This window comes from Nitrospira sp. (assembly GCA_035968315.1).
GTDB lineage: Bacteria > Nitrospirota > Nitrospiria > Nitrospirales > Nitrospiraceae > Nitrospira_D.
The window spans coordinates 290,273-305,895 of sequence record JAVYIN010000003.1 but is presented as its reverse complement, the minus strand read 5'-3'; the positions used below and the strand labels follow the sequence as shown (position 1 = coordinate 305,895).

At 61.2% G+C, this 15,623-nt stretch carries 17 protein-coding genes and 2 tRNA genes; 10 read left to right on the top strand and 9 right to left on the bottom strand.

Going from position 1 to position 15,623, the window contains the following annotated elements; genetic code table 11:
* Nucleotides 1-96: 96 nt before the first annotated feature.
* Nucleotides 97-441 (top strand): hypothetical protein, encoded by a 345-nt coding sequence (locus RI101_03385; protein ID MEC4889082.1) that lies wholly within the window; start codon nt 97-99, stop codon nt 439-441.
* Between the two features lie 109 nt (nt 442-550).
* On the opposite strand, the gene RI101_03380 is transcribed toward RI101_03385, so the two are convergent.
* The 5 genes from RI101_03380 to RI101_03360 form a co-directional block, all read right to left on the bottom strand.
* The gene (locus tag RI101_03380) at nt 551-982 is read right to left on the bottom strand and encodes a hypothetical protein (protein ID MEC4889081.1); all 432 of its coding nucleotides are present in this window, start codon (nt 980-982) and stop codon (nt 551-553) included.
* A 143-nt stretch (nt 983-1,125) separates the two neighbouring features.
* The gene (locus tag RI101_03375; GenBank protein ID MEC4889080.1) at nt 1,126-1,782 is read right to left on the bottom strand and encodes a CHAP domain-containing protein; all 657 of its coding nucleotides are present in this window, start codon (nt 1,780-1,782) and stop codon (nt 1,126-1,128) included.
* Between the two features lie 16 nt (nt 1,783-1,798).
* On the bottom strand, nt 1,799-3,361 hold the full coding sequence (locus RI101_03370; protein MEC4889079.1) for an AAA family ATPase: 1,563 nt from the start codon (nt 3,359-3,361) through the stop codon (nt 1,799-1,801).
* A gap of 64 nt (nt 3,362-3,425) precedes the next feature.
* Nucleotides 3,426-4,334 (bottom strand): SUMF1/EgtB/PvdO family nonheme iron enzyme, encoded by a 909-nt coding sequence (locus RI101_03365; protein MEC4889078.1) that lies wholly within the window; start codon nt 4,332-4,334, stop codon nt 3,426-3,428.
* Nucleotides 4,334-5,059, bottom strand: coding sequence for a hypothetical protein (locus RI101_03360; protein ID MEC4889077.1), 726 nt, complete (start codon nt 5,057-5,059; stop codon nt 4,334-4,336). The genes RI101_03365 and RI101_03360 overlap by 1 nt, the downstream gene beginning before the upstream one ends.
* Here RI101_03360 and RI101_03355 point away from each other — a divergent pair.
* Both RI101_03355 and RI101_03350 read left to right on the top strand, forming a co-directional pair.
* Nucleotides 5,053-5,829 (top strand): hypothetical protein, encoded by a 777-nt coding sequence (locus RI101_03355; protein ID MEC4889076.1) that lies wholly within the window; start codon nt 5,053-5,055, stop codon nt 5,827-5,829. The genes RI101_03360 and RI101_03355 overlap by 7 nt on opposite strands.
* A gap of 28 nt (nt 5,830-5,857) precedes the next feature.
* A complete protein-coding gene (locus RI101_03350) occupies nt 5,858-6,499 on the top strand; it encodes an MBL fold metallo-hydrolase (GenBank protein MEC4889075.1) in 642 nt (213 codons plus the stop codon).
* An 8-nt stretch (nt 6,500-6,507) separates the two neighbouring features.
* Here the strand turns inward: RI101_03350 and RI101_03345 are convergent, their stop codons facing one another.
* The 4 genes from RI101_03345 to RI101_03330 are packed head-to-tail and all read right to left on the bottom strand — an operon-like array spanning nt 6,508 to nt 10,532.
* On the bottom strand, nt 6,508-6,813 hold the full coding sequence (locus RI101_03345) for a hypothetical protein (GenBank protein MEC4889074.1): 306 nt from the start codon (nt 6,811-6,813) through the stop codon (nt 6,508-6,510).
* Nucleotides 6,814-6,841: 28 nt separating this feature from the next.
* Complete coding sequence (trpS, locus tag RI101_03340) at nt 6,842-7,837, bottom strand: tryptophan--tRNA ligase (GenBank protein ID MEC4889073.1); 996 nt, start codon at nt 7,835-7,837, stop codon at nt 6,842-6,844.
* Nucleotides 7,834-8,574 carry a site-2 protease family protein gene (locus tag RI101_03335; protein ID MEC4889072.1) on the bottom strand — a complete coding sequence of 247 codons (741 nt, stop codon included), beginning with the start codon at nt 8,572-8,574 and terminating at the stop codon, nt 7,834-7,836. The genes trpS and RI101_03335 overlap by 4 nt, the downstream gene beginning before the upstream one ends.
* Before the next feature lie 11 nt (nt 8,575-8,585).
* The gene (locus tag RI101_03330) at nt 8,586-10,532 is read right to left on the bottom strand and encodes a penicillin-binding protein activator (GenBank protein ID MEC4889071.1); all 1,947 of its coding nucleotides are present in this window, start codon (nt 10,530-10,532) and stop codon (nt 8,586-8,588) included.
* Between the two features lie 193 nt (nt 10,533-10,725).
* Between RI101_03330 and xerD the strand changes: the two genes are divergently transcribed.
* The 7 genes from xerD to tolB all read left to right on the top strand — a co-directional run bounded on the left by xerD (nt 10,726) and on the right by tolB (nt 15,616).
* Entirely contained in the window at nt 10,726-11,655 is a 930-nt protein-coding gene (gene xerD / locus RI101_03325; GenBank protein MEC4889070.1) for a site-specific tyrosine recombinase XerD, read from the top strand.
* 116 nt (nt 11,656-11,771) lie between these two features.
* Nucleotides 11,772-11,847: transfer RNA gene (locus RI101_03320), tRNA-Val, on the top strand.
* Between the two features lie 122 nt (nt 11,848-11,969).
* Nucleotides 11,970-12,047 (top strand) — tRNA-Asp (locus tag RI101_03315).
* Between the two features lie 91 nt (nt 12,048-12,138).
* A complete protein-coding gene (locus RI101_03310) occupies nt 12,139-12,813 on the top strand; it encodes a MotA/TolQ/ExbB proton channel family protein (protein ID MEC4889069.1) in 675 nt (224 codons plus the stop codon).
* Nucleotides 12,810-13,253 (top strand): biopolymer transporter ExbD, encoded by a 444-nt coding sequence (locus RI101_03305; protein MEC4889068.1) that lies wholly within the window; start codon nt 12,810-12,812, stop codon nt 13,251-13,253. The genes RI101_03310 and RI101_03305 overlap by 4 nt, the downstream gene beginning before the upstream one ends.
* Before the next feature lie 14 nt (nt 13,254-13,267).
* Nucleotides 13,268-14,296 (top strand): TonB family protein, encoded by a 1,029-nt coding sequence (locus RI101_03300; GenBank protein ID MEC4889067.1) that lies wholly within the window; start codon nt 13,268-13,270, stop codon nt 14,294-14,296.
* A 3-nt stretch (nt 14,297-14,299) separates the two neighbouring features.
* Nucleotides 14,300-15,616 carry a Tol-Pal system beta propeller repeat protein TolB gene (tolB, locus tag RI101_03295; GenBank protein MEC4889066.1) on the top strand — a complete coding sequence of 439 codons (1,317 nt, stop codon included), beginning with the start codon at nt 14,300-14,302 and terminating at the stop codon, nt 15,614-15,616.
* Nucleotides 15,617-15,623: the final 7 nt, after the last annotated feature.

Below are 15,623 nucleotides of genomic sequence, written 5' to 3'. Positions count from 1 at the left end.
AATGGCATCGACCTTGCTAGATTTCAGGGTTCCTAGACGCATTGTGCGGGGAATTCCCCGAGTGCACCATTATCCATTTCAACGAGGAGGATCAGCATGATCAAGACTGTCTCGACTGTGACCGCCGCGGCGGTGTTGTTGGCATTTTCGAATTTGTACGCGCAGGCGCCGGCCCCGGCTCCGGAAGCCACCGCTCCGGCTCATGCACCGGCTGCGGCCCCAGCCCCAGCCCCAGCTCCGGCGCCAGCGGCGGAAGCCCCCAAGGCTGATGGAGAGAAGGAGAAGATGAAGGGCGATCGCCATGGCCGCGGCAAGAGTGGTGAACATCGCAAAGATGGTGAGCATAAGAACCGCGGCAAGCATAAGGGCAAGCATAAGGATGGCGAGAAGCACGGCGAGAAGGACAAGCACGACGAGGGCGACAAGCAGGAAAAGAACTAGCCAGTCGTCGTCTGCCGGGATCGTTGTTGGTTGAGCCAGGCGGCCCGCTCGTTCGAGTGGGCCGCCTGGTTTGTTATGAGGGCTCTGAGGGGGCTGGTCCGCAGATGGGTCAGACTGCGGGCAGGGTCAGGAGTTTTTTCATTTCACAGTGGGCCATGACGACGTCAGGGGCCCGCTGAAGGGCCTCGTAGTAACTGCGCTCAAATCCATCTCCCATCTCGGAGGGCCGGATCATGCCTCTGACTTCGCTCAGGAGTATGGCCACTTCGTCGATCGTGAGGCTCTCTTCGTCCTCCAGCATCTCATCGATGCGCACCACCATATTCGACAGGGGGTGGAGCCAGGTAAACCACGGATCGTTCATGACGAGTTGCAGCAGCTGTCCGGTGGAATCCACGCGCCCGTATATGCGTTCGAACGTCAATTGCTCGGCAACGATCAGGGCTTTGTGAAGGCCTAAGAGTCCGTATCGGACACCCATGAGCGTTTGGCGCAGGGGGGTGGCTTTCTTGGTGGTGAGTTCTTTCGACGATGTGGCCATGAGTCCTGCCTCCAGGTTGTACCAGCGGACCGGCCGTGTCAACGACTCCGGCGAGCGTGATCGGCTTGCCTCCATTATCGGCAGGTCTCTTTCCAGACTGTAGCGCGCAGAGCCCCCGGCAGGCGGGCCGGTAGGCCGGGGTATTATTGCCCCAGCCGCGCTCCATAGAAGGTGAAAAGTTCGCCGGTGAGGTGCCCCATGTCTACGGGGTCGCTGGGGTGGATGCGGCGGATGTAGTCGTTGAGGACGCGGCCATCGGCGGTTTTGTGGATGTGGGGAAGGGCGAGGTTCATGCGATAGCGCTCGACCGACTCGGCCACGCGGCTGATGAAGGTGACGGTGCCGTCGGGATCGACGCGTTCCACTACGCCGACATGGGTCAAGGGATCGTTGAGCCTGCCGTCGCCGTTGAAGTCCCAGGTGTTGTCGAAAAAGACGAGATCGCCGGGGTGGGCGACAGGGTTCTGGTGCAGGGTCCCATGCCGTCGGACATGCGAGAAGATGAGGCGGACTCCGTTGGCGTTCGGATCGTTTGTGCCCCCGCTGTACAAGTCGATCCCATGTTCGAGGAAGATGGCGCGGGTGACCCCGGCGCAATCGTAGGCGATCCGCCGCCCGTTGCTCTGTAGCGTGGTGGTCCCGACGAGTTTAGCCGCGGTGCGGACGACGGCGGCTCTGGTGCGTGACAGCCCGGCGGGAGTCTTGGCCGGGACGGCGTCAATCTGGGGAGCCGGCGGCAGTTCGATCGGCGCGGTGGCGCAGCCGGCCAGGGTGAGCAGAGCGAGGGTGGTTCCAGTCATCAGCAGACGCATAGAGTTACCGGACATTCACAAAACGGCCTTGGGCGGTCTCGCGGAGGCGGTCGATGTCTTCCCGCCGCGTGACGGAGAGCGGGATGGTTTGGGTCAGCTCTTCAATCAACAATTCGGTCGTCAGGGTGGTCTTTTGGTGCAGGGCGCGATAGAGGGCGGCGACGACTGCCTGTTCGATTTCCGATCCGCTGAATCCATCGCTGGCACTCACCACATGGGTGAGGTTGATGGCCGTCACGTCCTGCTTGCGGAGCCCGAGATGAATCTTCCAGATGGCCTCACGCTCGCGATCGTCCGGCAGGTCCACAAAAAAGATTTCATCGAAGCGCCCTTTGCGGAGCAGTTCAGGCGGCAAGGAGGAGAGGTCGTTGGCTGTCGCTACGACGAAGACGTCTTCTTTCTTTTCCTGGAGCCAGGTGAGGAAGGCGCCGAAGAGCCGCCGGCTGAGCCCGGCATCGGCCTCGCCGTTGCCTCCGCCCGCCACCAGGGCCTTCTCGATTTCATCCACCCAGAGGATAATCGGGGCCAGCGATTCCGCCATCTCCACCGCTTTGCGAAAATTCTTTTCCGATTCGCCGACGAATTTGTCGAACAGGCGGCCGGCGTCGAGCTTCAGGAGCGGCAAGCGCCACTCGCGGGCGATCACTTTGGCCGCCAGCGATTTGCCGCAGCCCGGCACGCCGACCAGCAGGATGCCCCGGGGCGGCTGCAGATTCAGCGCTTTGGCTTCCGGCGTGAAGCCCATCTTGGCACGGTCAAGCCAGCGCTGGAGATTGCCGAATCCGCCCAGCTCGAACCGATTGTCTTCGAGCGGGTAGTACTCCAACAGCCCGCCATCTTTCACGGCCTGCACTTTCCGGTCGAGAATTTTCTGCACGTCGTCCGCCGTAAGGGCGCCGTCGTCCACGACGCATTGGGTGATGACTTGCCGCGCCTGGTGCAAGGTCATCCCTTTGAGCGCCCGGAGGATGGCTGCGCGTTCTTGCGGCGGCAGCGGGGGTGGCATGTCGCGAGCCCCTGTGAGGGCGCTGGCCATGCTGTGCGCGAGCGTGGTGGATCGGGGGCGGCCCTGGAGTCGGTGCCGGTCGAGTGACTGCAGCACATGGCCGAGCATGGCGTCCAATTCATCTTGGTCCGGGAGGCTGAGCCGGTAGCGGACGGCCAGGCGTTCAAGGTCGGGCGGCAGCGCGATCGGCTCCCCGGTGATCACGCAGGTAGCGCGGGAGCGGCTGTAGGCCGCGGCCACTTCACGGAGCTGGCGGGCCGTGGCGGCATCTTGCAGATGAGGGGCCATGTCCTTGAGCCAGAATATGCCTTCGACCGTGAGGCCCTGCACATGTTGGAGCAGCGCGAGGGGTGTGGCGGTCATCTTGCTGAGCGTGGGGCCGTCTTCCTGCCGGGTCAGGCCGCGCGTAATGGACCATTCAAACAGCGGCATGCGCTCCTGGGCGCTGACCGATTGCAGCAGCGAAGACACGCGGTCTTCTTCCACCGTTTCGATGACGATCAACGGGTGGAAGGACCGGATCAATGTGCGGAGGTCGTGGACGCTGGTTGAGAGTGCCATGTGAACGGAATGCTAGCATGCCACGCGCAGGGGGCCAAGAAAAGGCCTCGTTGCTGCGCGCGTGTTAGGGCGATGCGATGGATTGCGCGCAGCGAAAGCCGATGGTGGCCGATCGCTTCTCGGGCTCCGAGCCGCTCCGCGTGGCGGTCCGCAGCATGATCACTCTGCTTTTCCACGATCCGCCGCGTACGCTGCGGTAGCGTCCGCTCGCCGGTCCCGGCGGATTCTTTTCCGGCATATAGGCGTAGTAATCGAATCCGAACCAGTCCTGGACCCACTCGGCCACGTTGCCCGCCATGTGATGGAGGCCGAAGGGACTGCGTCCGTCGTCGAGGGAATCCACCGGGGCCAAGATGGGGATCTCGTGGACGTGGTGTTGCCCGAACATGGCGAGTTTCGAGTCGGGCATGGCATTGCCCCAGGGAAAGAGTCCGCCGTCCGTGCCGCGCGCGGCTTTTTCCCACTCGGCCTCGGTCGGCAGGCGTTTCCCCTGCAACTGGCAGAAATCGCGGGCTTCGGTCCAGCTGACATAGAGCGCCGGCCAGCGCGTGAGCGTCTCATCGCTGACGGAGTGGACGGTGATCACGTGCCAGATCAGTTTCTGCAATTCGTCCGACGGGGTGATCTTCTGCCGGTACAGGAACGCAAGATATTCGCCCAGGCTCACTTCGTCCCGATCTATTTCGAAGGCGTCCATCCACACGCGGTGCTGGGGGAGTTCCGTATCGTCAAACTGCGTGCCGATGCCGTAGGGGTCGTCATCGATGCGTTTGCTGCCGAGCAGGAACGCCCCAGCCGGTACGGTGACGATCGGCGAAGGTTTCGCGAGCGCGGCGATCCCGGTGAGGTGCCGCGCCAGATCTTGAGAGGGTTTAGGATGCGGAGCTTTTGCGGCTTTGGCAGGGGGCGATGCCAGGGACCAGGCCGTGAGAGCGAGGAGAAGAATCGTGGAGCACCAACGCGAGAAGGCCATCAGATCTTGCCCGGCTGTTCGAGGGCTTTGCTGATTTCACGGATCAGGCCGCGTTCGACCTCCGCGATTTCCTCCGGGCTGACAGAGAGAATGCGTCCATCCCGTGTCACCTTCTCAAACTCCGCCTTGACCGTGAGCTTGGTCAGGTTGGCGGGCAGGGCCTGCAGCACGAGGAGGTATTGATTGCGGGAGCCGGAGGCTTCGAGCGACGCGGGGTTCGACAGTTTCCGCTCCGTCACGTAGACGGTTTTCTGGTCGCTCTTGAAGCTGACTTTGACCGAATACCCGTTCTTGGCGAGCGCCTCCTCGACGACTTTGGCGACGGCGGTCAGCGGGCGCGGGAGGGTGTCGGTTTGCGCGCCTTTTTCGTCAATCCGCAGCTGTTGGGCGGCCTGTGTCGCCGCGGATTTCTGCGCATCGGCGCTCAGGCGCTTGGCTTGGGCCAATTGGGTAGTGAGTTGGCTGGATAAGACGGCCATCTCCGCTTTGGCCGATTCCGTCGCCTTCTTGGCATCGCGCAGTTCCTGATTCAACAGGTCGATCTGCTGCTGCATGACCTTATTCCCGTCTTGCAGCGAGGAGAGCAGGGATTCCTGCCGGGCCACTTGTTTCTTCAGCGATTCATTCTCGGCCTTGAAGGGCGAGTCGTCCGGTTTGCAGCCGGCGGCCAGCAAGCAACAGGCCAGCAGGCCGATATGGGCCATGGAGATCTGCTGTCGTGTCACGCCGCGCTCCCGATGAAGATCATCCGCCGATTATCCATGGTTCACGTGAGCTTGTCCATGCAGTATTTCTCGAATTGACCGGCCTCCGGCCTGGCGGCTATGCTCCACTCATGCGTGGCGTCGTTCGCTTCATTCTGCTTGTGATCAGCCTGGGTATTGCCTGGCCGGTGCAGGCGATGGAGCTGCAACCTGCCCTGTCAGGTTTCCCGGACGACGAGTATCGACTCTACGACGAGATCATCACAAGCAAGTTTCTCACCTCTGAGACCTCTCTCGTCCTCATCGAGCGCATGACCACGACCCAGATTGTCCCTAACCAAGAGGGCCCATTGACGGTGCCGCTGTTCCTGGAGCAGGGGTATTTCGATGGGGCGCTTCCGGCGGATCTGGTGCGGGAGTTTGTGGCTGTGAATCAAATGGCGATCCGGCTTGAGGGACGATTCCATTTTGGCACGCGCTATCGGTTTGTCTCGGGGGATACGATTGAAGAGCCGGAAGTGTCGCGTGCCCAGCCTGTCCGCTGGGAGCAGGCCAGATCCGTGCAGGCCTTGCCGGTGTTGGATCGGCTCGTGTTTTCGCGCGTGGCGTTCACTCTCCAGCAGAACCAGGCGCTTGTCTATGTCGGCAACCCTCGCCCCGATAGAAGCGGCGCCGGCTTTCTGGTCTGGTTTCGGCGGCAGGGATCACGCTGGACGATCTGGGATACCGAGGTCATCTGGACGGTCCGCATTCAGCCGGAATCAGACGGCGGGCCGCTGCTTGCACCCTGAGCCGGTTGAGCGGTAGCATGCGACCTCCATGCCGATCTTGATTCGCAAAACGTTTTCGGTTCCGCCGCTCGGGTGCAATTGCTCCATCATCGGCGATCCGGTCACCAAACAGGCCATCGTGGTCGATCCCGGCGGTGCGCCCGAACGGATTCTGCACGAAGTCCAGCAACTCGGGCTGACGGTCCGCTATATTTTTCACACCCACGCGCATTTCGATCATTTCCTCGCCGCCGGTGAAATGAAGAAGGCGACCGGCGCGACGCTCTGCCTCCATCAAGACGATCTCGACCTCTGGCAGAATCTTGATGTGCAATGTCGGATGTTCGGTGTGCCCTACGTGGCGGTGCCAATGCCGGACTATTGGCTTAAGGATGAAGAGAAAGTGCTGGTGGGGCAGGTGCCGATTGTGGCCATCCATACGCCGGGCCACACGCCGGGCTCGATGAGTTTTCATGTGCCGGATGACCAGCTCGTGCTGGCGGGCGATACTCTGTTTCGTGGCAGCATCGGGCGCACCGATCTCTGGGGCGGGGATTTCGATGCCATCGAGCGGTCGATCCGCGAGCGGCTCTATACGCTCGACGACGCGACGGCAGTCGTCACCGGGCACGGGCCGGAAACTGAAATTGGCATTGAAAAAGAGTCGAATCAGTTTTTTCGCGTGGAGTGAGGCTGCGGCTATTCTTTCGCCATGCGCTCCTTGAGGCGCGCCAGGCGTTTCTCGGTCGACTGTTTGATGAAGGCCATGTTTTCGGCCAGGTGTTGCTGGGCGTTGATCTTCCCTTCCTCACGCCGCTTTAGCTGGTCGAGCCCGAATTGGGCGATGGCGTTGCCGTCTTCCTTGTTCAGCTCTTTCCAAATCGTCACGCAGCGGGCTTGCTTCGCCTGGGGATAGGCGTCGCAGGGTGGATCGATCGCGGCCGCTAGGCCGGCGAAGCTCAATAGGCAGGCCAATGCGGTACAGGGCACCATCCATCGAATCATGACTATCCTCATGCTGCCTTGACCCGGCTCAGATCTTCATTGCCTCGTTGACTTCGGCGAGGGTGGCTTTCGCGACCTTTTCGGCCCGCTGGCTGCCGTCTTGAATGATCTCGTCGATGCGTGACGGGGTGCTCGTCAGCGCGGCGCGGGCGTCCCACATGGGGACCATGCGCTCCACCATTTTATCCGCCACCTGTTTTTTGCAGTCGATGCAGCCGATGGCGGCGGTGCGGCAATCCTTGTTGATTTGGTCCTGCACGGCTTGCGGCGAATAGATCTTGTGAAATTCGTAGACCGGGCAGACATCGGGGTTGCCCACGTCCGTGCGCCGTACGCGGGCCGGGTCGGTCACCATGGTCTTCAGCTTTTGCCGGACCACCGGCTCCGTGTCCGAGAGATTGATCGTGTTGCCGTAGCTCTTGCTCATCTTGCGTCCGTCGGTTCCCAGTACCTTGGGGAACTTGGTGAGGTACTCCTTCGGCTCGGGGAACACGGACTTCTTATAGATGTCGTTAAAGCGCCGGGCCACTTCCCGCGTGAGTTCCAGGTGCGGCAGCTGATCTTTCCCGACCGGCACGAAGTCCGGCTTATACAATAAAATATCCGCCGCTTGGAGGACGGGGTAGCCGAGGAATCCGTAGGTGCTGAGGTCCTTTTCCTTAATCTCTTCCTGCTTTTCCTTGTACGTCGGATTCCGCTCCAGCCAGGAGACGGGAATCATCATGGAAAAGAGCAGATGCAGCACGGCGTGCTCGGGGATGTGCGATTGGATGAAGACGGTCGATCGTTTCGGATCGATGCCGGCGGCAAACCAATCGATCAACAATTCGCGCACGAATTCTTTCAGGCGGCTGGTGTCGGCGTAGTTGCTGGAGAGGGCATGCCAGTCGGCGACGAAGAAGAAGCACTCGTGCTCTTCTTGCAACAGCTTCCAGTTTTCCAGGGCGCCGAGGTAGTTGCCGAGGTGCATCAATCCGCTGGGCTGCATGCCGCTGAGGACGCGTTTCTTGGGTGCGATGGTCATTGCAAGACTCCTGTGCCGAAGCCGAGTGCCGTCGAGAGAATGGTGCCCGACAGGGCGTTGGCGAATGTGCCGGTGATCGTGTGGATCACGCGGAGTTCTTTGTCGAATACGATAAGGCCCATGAGAATCATCATGCCGTACGGCTCCAGCTTCGCCAGCGCGAGGGCCGGGCGTGGAGGCAGCAGGCAGGTCAGGATGCGGCCGCCGTCGAGCGGCGGGATGGGGATCAAATTGAAGAGCGCCAGAAAGACGTTGATGAGGACGGAGTACAGCGCCATGACGGAAACGGGCAGCAGGATCATGGTGGCCAGGCTCGAGGATGTGGAGTCGCGCGCGGCGGTCTCTTGCTGCAACAGGGTCGGATCGACGGCCAGGAGCCCGGCCACGAGCAGGGCGCTGAGGGTGGCGAGCAGGAGATTCATGCCTGGCCCGGCCGCGGCAACGAGGGCCATGTCGCGCCGGGGCTGCCGCATGTTGCGCAGATCGATGGGGACCGGCTTGGCCCATCCGAGGAGAAAGCCGCCGGGCAGGGCCAGGCAGATCAAGGGAAGAATAATGGTGCCGAGGGGATCGATGTGCGCGATCGGGTTAAAGGTGAGCCGGCCCTGCAGCTTGGCGGTGGGGTCGCCGCACTTGTCGGCCACCCATCCGTGCGCATATTCATGGAACACCATGGCGAACAGCAGCGGGAGCGCCATGTAGGAGATTTTATGAATGATCGGGGCGAGGGTGTCCATGTCCGGTCCGGTTAGTTGAGCTGCACAAATTTACCGTGTTTGACTTGCAGGAGAAAGAGGGGCCGGTGCAAGGTGCCTTCCGGTCCGAAGCTGGCCGGTCCCAGGAGCGTGGGCAAGTCTTGTTGCGTGGTCAGAAACGCGCGCACCGCGTCCCCTGAGGTGGCGCCGTGGCGGACCGCTTCGAGAACGAGTCTGGCGGCGTCGTAGCCTTGCATGGTAAAGAGCGTCGGCGTGCCGGAAAACCGTTTCTGGTAGCGCTGGACGAACTCCTGCACGGCGGCGCTCGGACTGTCCGCGAAGAATCCGTCCACAAAGACGGCGCCGTCGACGGTGCGGTCCGCGGTGCGGAGGAAGTCCGGGGAGTTCCAGCCATTGGTGCCCAAGAGCGGGACTTTCACATCATGAAAGGCGAGCTGGGCCGCCAGCAGGCCGATCTCGCTCGCCCGGCTGGGGATAAAGACCGCGTCGAATCCCGGAGTGTAGAGAATTCGTTTCTCGGTTTTCCCGATCGGTTTCCCGGCCGGCCGTGACGGGTCGTAGGGGACGGCCAGTCCGTATTTCTTCAGATCTTCTTCCTTCAACCGCTTGATCTGCGCCGAATAGTCCGTGTCGCCTTCCTTGAAGGATTCCATGGCAATGATTTCGCCGTTACGCTGCCGGATTTCCTGTGCAAAGAGGCGGGCCTGTTCGCGCCCGTAGATGGTATCCGGGTAGAGAATGCAGAACCGGCGGTACGCTTGTTCTTTGAGCGCGTAGTCCGCGATGCGTGTGGCTTGGAGCCCGTAGGTCAGGGTGGTGCTGAAGAGATAACTGCCCAGGCGGCGGACGTTGGGGAAGGTGGCTGCCGGTGTGATCAAGGGCGTTTTACTGCGCTCGGCCATTTCCGCCATCACCGGGAGGTTCTTCGACAGCACCGGACCGATAACGGCCAAGGGGTGGTCGTCGCTCAAGAGGGTAGCGAGGTCTTCGATGAACGAGGCTCGGTCCGATTCGTTGTCTTTGACCAGCAGGCCGACGGACGGGGCGCCTGCTTGTTCACGCGCGCGTTCGACTGCCAGCTGGATGCCTTCTAGAATTTCGTTGGCGAAGGGGGCGAGACGGCCCGAAAGTGGAAGGACGGCGGCTATGGAGTATTGATTCGTCTTGAGCCGGGCCTTCAACTGCGCCAGGGCTTCCGTCGCTTTGGGCTCGTACGGGTGATTGGGAAATTGCTTGAGAAATTGCTGAATCTGCCGTTCCGCGAGATGGTCTTCTCCCCGCTCGGTATAGATTTCGATCAGCCGGATCGAGGCCAGGTCGCCGGGAAATGCCTTCGGATACAGTTCTCGTATCCGGAGGAGCGCGTTCTTGTCGAGTTTCTCGGTGAGAAATTCACGAATCTGGTTTCGTGTATCGGCAACCTGCTCATCCGTTCCTTCCGCGGCCTCTTCGAGGAGGGCTTGAATCGCCCGGACGTAGTCTTTTTTCTGGGCCAGAAACTCTGCCGTCAGCTTGCGGGCTTCCCGTTTCGTGTCATCGGCGGCTGCGCCGGTCCGTAGCTGGGTGAGGAGGGGCAACGCCAGATCGATGTTCCCCATGGCGGCATGGGTCTTGGCAAGCAGCACCTTTCCCCGGTCGCTCCATTCCGAGGCGGGAAACTCGGTGTAAAGTTGATTCAAGACTTTCAAGGCGTCCGGGTATTCCTTCAGGTCGAAGAGGGCCGCTCCCAGGAGCAGATAGGTGTCGTCGAGGTATTCGGCGCGAGGCGAGGTCGCCAAATACCGGCGGAGTACGGTGGCGGCGGATTCCGGATCTCCCTTGTCGATGAGGCGTTTGGCCTGAGTCAGGATGGGAGGATCGGCTGCCGGAGATTTGAGATCGGCCGCCAGGAGGGTGTCTGTTGAGATGCCTGCGAGGGTGAGGCAGGTGAAGAGGAGTGCCACCATGGCGTAGAGATGCGGATATCGTCGGTCTGTCATCTGGACTGGCATGTGGGTGTTGAATATGTGGGTGATGGTTGTTGTGGCACCGAGTGACTAGTATCGGAAAGGGTGGAGGGTGTCAAGGAGATCTGCCGGTCGTTTCATTGAGTTCACCCGGGAGAGTTGGCTATAGTTTGCCGCGGAGGCAGATCCCCGGTGTGCATGTTCACGGTCCGGTGCGTATTGATCGATGGCACAACTTCTCGAGCAGAATCTTGACCCGCTGGCTGAGCGGTACCTGAGCCACCTTCGTGTCGAGGGAGGGCTGGCGACCAATACGCTGGAGGCATACCGGCGTGATCTCTCCAAGCTGCAAGCGTTTCTGAACCGGCAGCAACTCCCGATGGATGCGCCGGTGTCCCCGCCGCAGGTGGTGGGATTTCTCGCATCATTGAATGCGGAGGGCCTGTCGCCGGTTTCGATGGCGAGGACGGTGTCCGCGCTGCGCGGGTGGTTTCGGTTTCTGGTGCGTGAGGGGATTATTGAGGCCAATCCGACTCGGGATCTTGCCACGGCGCGGCGGGGGATCAAGCTGCCGGGTACCTTGACGATGGCGGAAGTGACGGCCTTGCTGGAGTTGCCGGCGGTGCAGACGGTCGAGGATGCGCGCGATCGGACGATGCTGGAGCTGATGTATGCCTCGGGGTTGCGGGTGTCGGAGCTTGTTGCGCTGGAGCTGGCGCGGCTGGATCTCACGGTCGGATGTGTGCGGGTGTACGGAAAAGGGGCGAAAGAGCGGCTGGTGCCGATTGGAGAGGCCGCGCGCGAGGCGCTGGTGCAGTATCTCGAGCAGGTGCGGCCGGTCATTCTTCGGCGGCGGTCGTCGCGCGCGCTCTTTGTTTCGCGGCGCGGCGGGGCGCTGACCAGACAGGCCTTCTGGAAAATTGTGCGGCAGCGGGCCAGGCGCGCGGGGATTGCCAAGCCGATTTCTCCCCACATGCTCCGCCATTCGTTTGCCACGCATTTATTGGAGGGCGGCGCCGATCTGCGCGCCGTGCAGGTGATGCTGGGCCATGCGAACATTGCGACGACGCAGATCTATACGCATGTCGAACGCGGGCGGCTGACGCAGGTGCATCGGAAGTTTTTCCCCCGGCAGGCGCGGCGTGCCAAAGCCTGAGCGGATGGCTGAGAAAAATATTTCTCGGTGCGCCAGAAAACTGCAAGAATAGTGCGAGAATCGATTGACAAGCTCCGATGGACTTGGTAGCATCCGCGAATCTTGTGAGGACAATCGGGCGGATAGCTCAATTGGGAGAGCGCTGCCCTTACAAGGCAGAGGTCACAGGTTCGATCCCTGTTCCGCCTACCACGGCAGACTGGTGTGCGAGGACAGGGCGAAGAAAGAAGATATAGCCATTTTAAGTTTTGGAATCGACCGACCGCTAGATATCGTCTTGTCGTTCCGATCATCCGCCAAATATAGAGTCTCGAGGGGCCGTCGTTCAGCCTGGTTAGGACGCCAGATTGTCAATCTGGAGGTCGCGGGTTCAAATCCCGTCGGCCCCGCCATTTTCTCCAAAGTTTGGTACACTCCATCACACCACGGTGTGTCATGATTCAAGGAGGGAGACGCTAGCGCCCTATGTTCCAGTCAGGTCCCATGGGTCTTCTCGGGTCACTGGGGATGGTGTCGAAAGTCGTTCTTTTCCTGCTCTTTTTGTTGTCAGTCCTCTCTTGGGCGGTCATTCTCCTCAAGTGGAACATGTTCCGGTCGGCTGATGCCGAAGACCTCCGTTTCATGGCGGTCTTGTCGAAGGCCAAGGATGTGGACGAGGTGGCGCGCCACGCCTATCGTTCCGCCGGGAGCCCCTGCGCCAAAATATTTCATGGCGTCGTGGACCGGGTGGGGACGGGGCAGGGCGCTCAGGATGGCGGCAGCGCGCCGGCCGTGGACCGCCATGTCATGGAGCGCACGGCGCAGCATCTTGCCCAAGGCCAGCTGTCGCAGCTCGAATCGTATCTGCCGTTTCTGGCGACGACCGGCAATATCAGCCCCTTTGTCGGGTTGCTGGGGACCGTCATGGGCATTATCGATTCGTTCCGGGAAATCGGCTCGCAGGGGACCGCCAGTATTGCAGCGGTGGCGCCGGGTGTGTCGGAAGCGCTGGTGGCCACGGCCGCCGGATTGTTTACGGCGATTCCCGCGGTCATGGCGTATAATTATTTTCTGTCGCGCATTCGCCGCACGGCCTTCCGGATGGATACGGTGACCGTGGAGCTTCTTGCCTTATTGTCCCCCAAATCGAAACCGGGATCGGTCGGAGCCAAGGGATGATTCTGGAAACCCGCCAGCGCCGGTTCATGGCGGAGATCAACATTATTCCGCTGGTCGATGTGGTGCTGGTCCTGCTCGTCATCTTCATGGTGACGGCGCCCATGTTGTATCGTGGAATGGATATCACCTTGCCGAAGTCGGCGTCCAATACGATCAAGCCGGAGATCCGCGCCGTCCTTACCATTGAAAAAGACCAACGGCTCTATCTGGACAAAGATCAGGTCAGTGTGGCGCAGCTGGAGCGCAAGCTCAGGCTGCTGAAAGAAGAACATGCGGATGTGGCGCTCTATCTGCGGGCCGATCGTGATGTCCCCTACGGCATTGTGGTGCAGGTGATGGATGGGGTGAAGAAGGCCGGCATCGAGAAGCTGGGCATGGTGACGGATCCGACCGGGCCTGAGCGGGTGACGGATGCGTCGTCCCCTCGTCGAAAGAACTAGAGTCCTGAATCGCTATGGTGCAGGCTTCCGCACAATCGCACGCGTGGCTGGATGAGGATGTGCAGGGGCGGGTCGCCCGTCATCTCCGGCTGGCGGTGGTCTGGTCCATGGTCCTGCACGTGGTGGTGTTGGTGGCGGTCACCTGGGTCCGGTGGCCCCGGCATGGAGAACAGCCGCTGGCGTCCATCGAAGTCTCCCTCGCGTCGTTGCCGGCGCCTTCGGTCAAAATGCCGGAGCCGGTCAAGGCTCCTGCGAAGCCGGTCGAGGCTGCCAAGCCGCCCGCTCCGGCGCCGCCGGTCAAAATGGCGCCTGTGGCTCCGCCCGTTGCGAGACCTGAACCGGCGGCCCCGGCGAGGCCGGCCCATGATCCGATGCGAGACTTGATGAAGGGGGTGGACCTGCCTCCGGACGCTCCGAAGTTTGGAGATTTTAGCCCGACCGATCGGCCGAAAAAAGTTCATGAACCGGTGGCGCCTGCCGTCTCGAAGCTCAAGCTGCCCGATGTGCCGGTTGCTCAGGATGCCAAAGAGCTTCCCAGGAAGCCATCCGAGGTCAAGCCGCGAACGTCGTTGAGCGAGGAGATGAATCGGGAGCTGGACGAGGAACTGAGCAAGATCAAGAAGGTGGAGCTGCCAAAGGAGTCGAAGCCGTTGCTGGCGGAGGCGCCGGCGAAGTCTGCGCCCCAGCGTGAAACCAAGATTCCAAGCGTCAAAGCGGTCGATACGGTGCTCAAGGTGCCTGGGAGTACGTCGGGGGCCAGCGCGTATCTGGCACGGGTACGGCAAAAGGTCAGTAGTGTATGGTCTGCCCCACAGGTCGATGTGACCGCTCAGGTCTATTCGGTGGTCGTCAAGTTCCGGCTGCACCGGAATGGAACGGTCAGCGGCGTGGCCATCGAGCAGTCTTCAGGCAATGAATATTACGACTTGGCCGGCAAGCGGGCAGTCATGAATGCCGAGCCTTTGCCGGGGTTTCCGCCCGAGCTGACAGAGTCCTTTTTTGATGCGCACTTTACCTTCACAGTCGGGGAGCCGAACGGATAATCCATGAGACTCAGAACCTGTCTTCTGCTGACCTGTTGTGCCCTGGTAGGAGCCATCGGCATCATTGAGTCCGGCGCGACCGATGTCTTTCTGGAAGCGACGCGCCCGGATTTTCAGAAAATTCCCGTGGGGGTGATCGGGATTCAGAATGCCGGAGGGCCTGAATGGCTGGGGGGCCGGCTGGAAGAGGTCTTGAAGTCCGATATCCGCCGCTCATTGGTGTTTACGCTGGTGGATGTGCCGGGTCTCGGATTCAAAGATGTGGGGACGGTGCCGAATCCCGCATTCAAGCAGGCGGTGGAGGGCGGCGCGTCGGTGCTGGTGTGGGGGAAAGCGGGCTTGAAAGAGGGGGATAAAGACGCGGATATCAGCATGGAGGGGTTTGTCTATGACGGGGGGAGCAACGAGGTGGTCGGCGGCAAGCGCTATGTCGGGTCCTCCTCCGTGGCCCGTTTGATGGCGCATCGGTTTGCGGATGAATTGGTGTTCCGGTATACGGGAGAGCCTGGGATCGCCCGCACGAAAATTGCTTACGTGTCAGAACAGGGATCGGCGCGCGAGTTGTTCGTGATGGATTACGATGGGTATGAGCCGCGCCAGGTGACGTCCGACGGGTTTCTGAATTTGATGCCGCGTTGGTCGCCCGATCGGCGATTCCTCGTCTTTACGGCCTATCGCAACCGGAATACGCAGGATATCGACATGATCGAGCTGGCAACGGGGAAGCGCTGGACCATGGTCTCGCTGAGCGGGCTCAATATTACGCCCGCTCTGTCGCCGGACGGGAACTTCCTCGCGTTTGCGTCGAGCTATGAAGGGAATTCGGAGCTGTATCGGCTGGATACCAGAACCAAGGCGTTGCAGCGGATGACGACTCATGCTTCCGGCGATCTCTCGCCTTCCTGGGCGCCGTCGGGACGGGAGCTGGCGTTCGCATCGGACCGCAGTGGTGGGCCGCAGATTTTCCTGATCAGCGCCGATGGCTCGAACGTGCGGCGCTTGACCTTTGAAGGAGACTACAACGCCGCGCCGGCTTGGTCGCCGCGGGGGAATTGGATTGCCTATGTGTGCCGGACGCCAAAAAAAGAGTATAAACTGTGTCTCATTACGCCGGACGGACAGAAGCGGGTGCAGTTGACGACGGGGCCGGGGGTGGACGATTCGCCGTCCTGGTCGCCGGACGGCCGTCATCTGGTGTTTAGTTCAACGGCTGACGGAAAAAGCCAGATTTACATGATCAATGCCGATGGCAAAGATCTTGAGCGGGTGACGTTCACTGGGGTACATAACAGTGCGCCGGCCTGGTCGCCGGCGTCATGATGCGTGC

Coding starts and splice junctions, on each gene's coding strand:
- RI101_03385 (MEC4889082.1), top strand. CDS start 97: ATGATCAAGACTGTCTCGACTGTGACCGCCGCGGCGGTGTTGTTGGCA.
- RI101_03335 (MEC4889072.1), bottom strand. CDS start 8,574: ATGGACACCCTCGCCCCGATCATTCATAAAATCTCCTACATGGCGCTC.
- RI101_03380 (MEC4889081.1), bottom strand. CDS start 982: ATGGCCACATCGTCGAAAGAACTCACCACCAAGAAAGCCACCCCCCTG.
- RI101_03350 (MEC4889075.1), top strand. CDS start 5,858: ATGCCGATCTTGATTCGCAAAACGTTTTCGGTTCCGCCGCTCGGGTGC.
- RI101_03370 (MEC4889079.1), bottom strand. CDS start 3,361: ATGGCACTCTCAACCAGCGTCCACGACCTCCGCACATTGATCCGGTCC.
- RI101_03330 (MEC4889071.1), bottom strand. CDS start 10,532: ATGACAGACCGACGATATCCGCATCTCTACGCCATGGTGGCACTCCTC.
- RI101_03375 (MEC4889080.1), bottom strand. CDS start 1,782: ATGACTGGAACCACCCTCGCTCTGCTCACCCTGGCCGGCTGCGCCACC.
- tolB (MEC4889066.1), top strand. CDS start 14,300: ATGAGACTCAGAACCTGTCTTCTGCTGACCTGTTGTGCCCTGGTAGGA.
- RI101_03310 (MEC4889069.1), top strand. CDS start 12,139: ATGGGTCTTCTCGGGTCACTGGGGATGGTGTCGAAAGTCGTTCTTTTC.
- RI101_03365 (MEC4889078.1), bottom strand. CDS start 4,334: ATGGCCTTCTCGCGTTGGTGCTCCACGATTCTTCTCCTCGCTCTCACG.
- xerD (MEC4889070.1), top strand. CDS start 10,726: ATGGCACAACTTCTCGAGCAGAATCTTGACCCGCTGGCTGAGCGGTAC.
- RI101_03345 (MEC4889074.1), bottom strand. CDS start 6,813: ATGATTCGATGGATGGTGCCCTGTACCGCATTGGCCTGCCTATTGAGC.
- RI101_03305 (MEC4889068.1), top strand. CDS start 12,810: ATGATTCTGGAAACCCGCCAGCGCCGGTTCATGGCGGAGATCAACATT.
- trpS (MEC4889073.1), bottom strand. CDS start 7,837: ATGACCATCGCACCCAAGAAACGCGTCCTCAGCGGCATGCAGCCCAGC.
- RI101_03300 (MEC4889067.1), top strand. CDS start 13,268: ATGGTGCAGGCTTCCGCACAATCGCACGCGTGGCTGGATGAGGATGTG.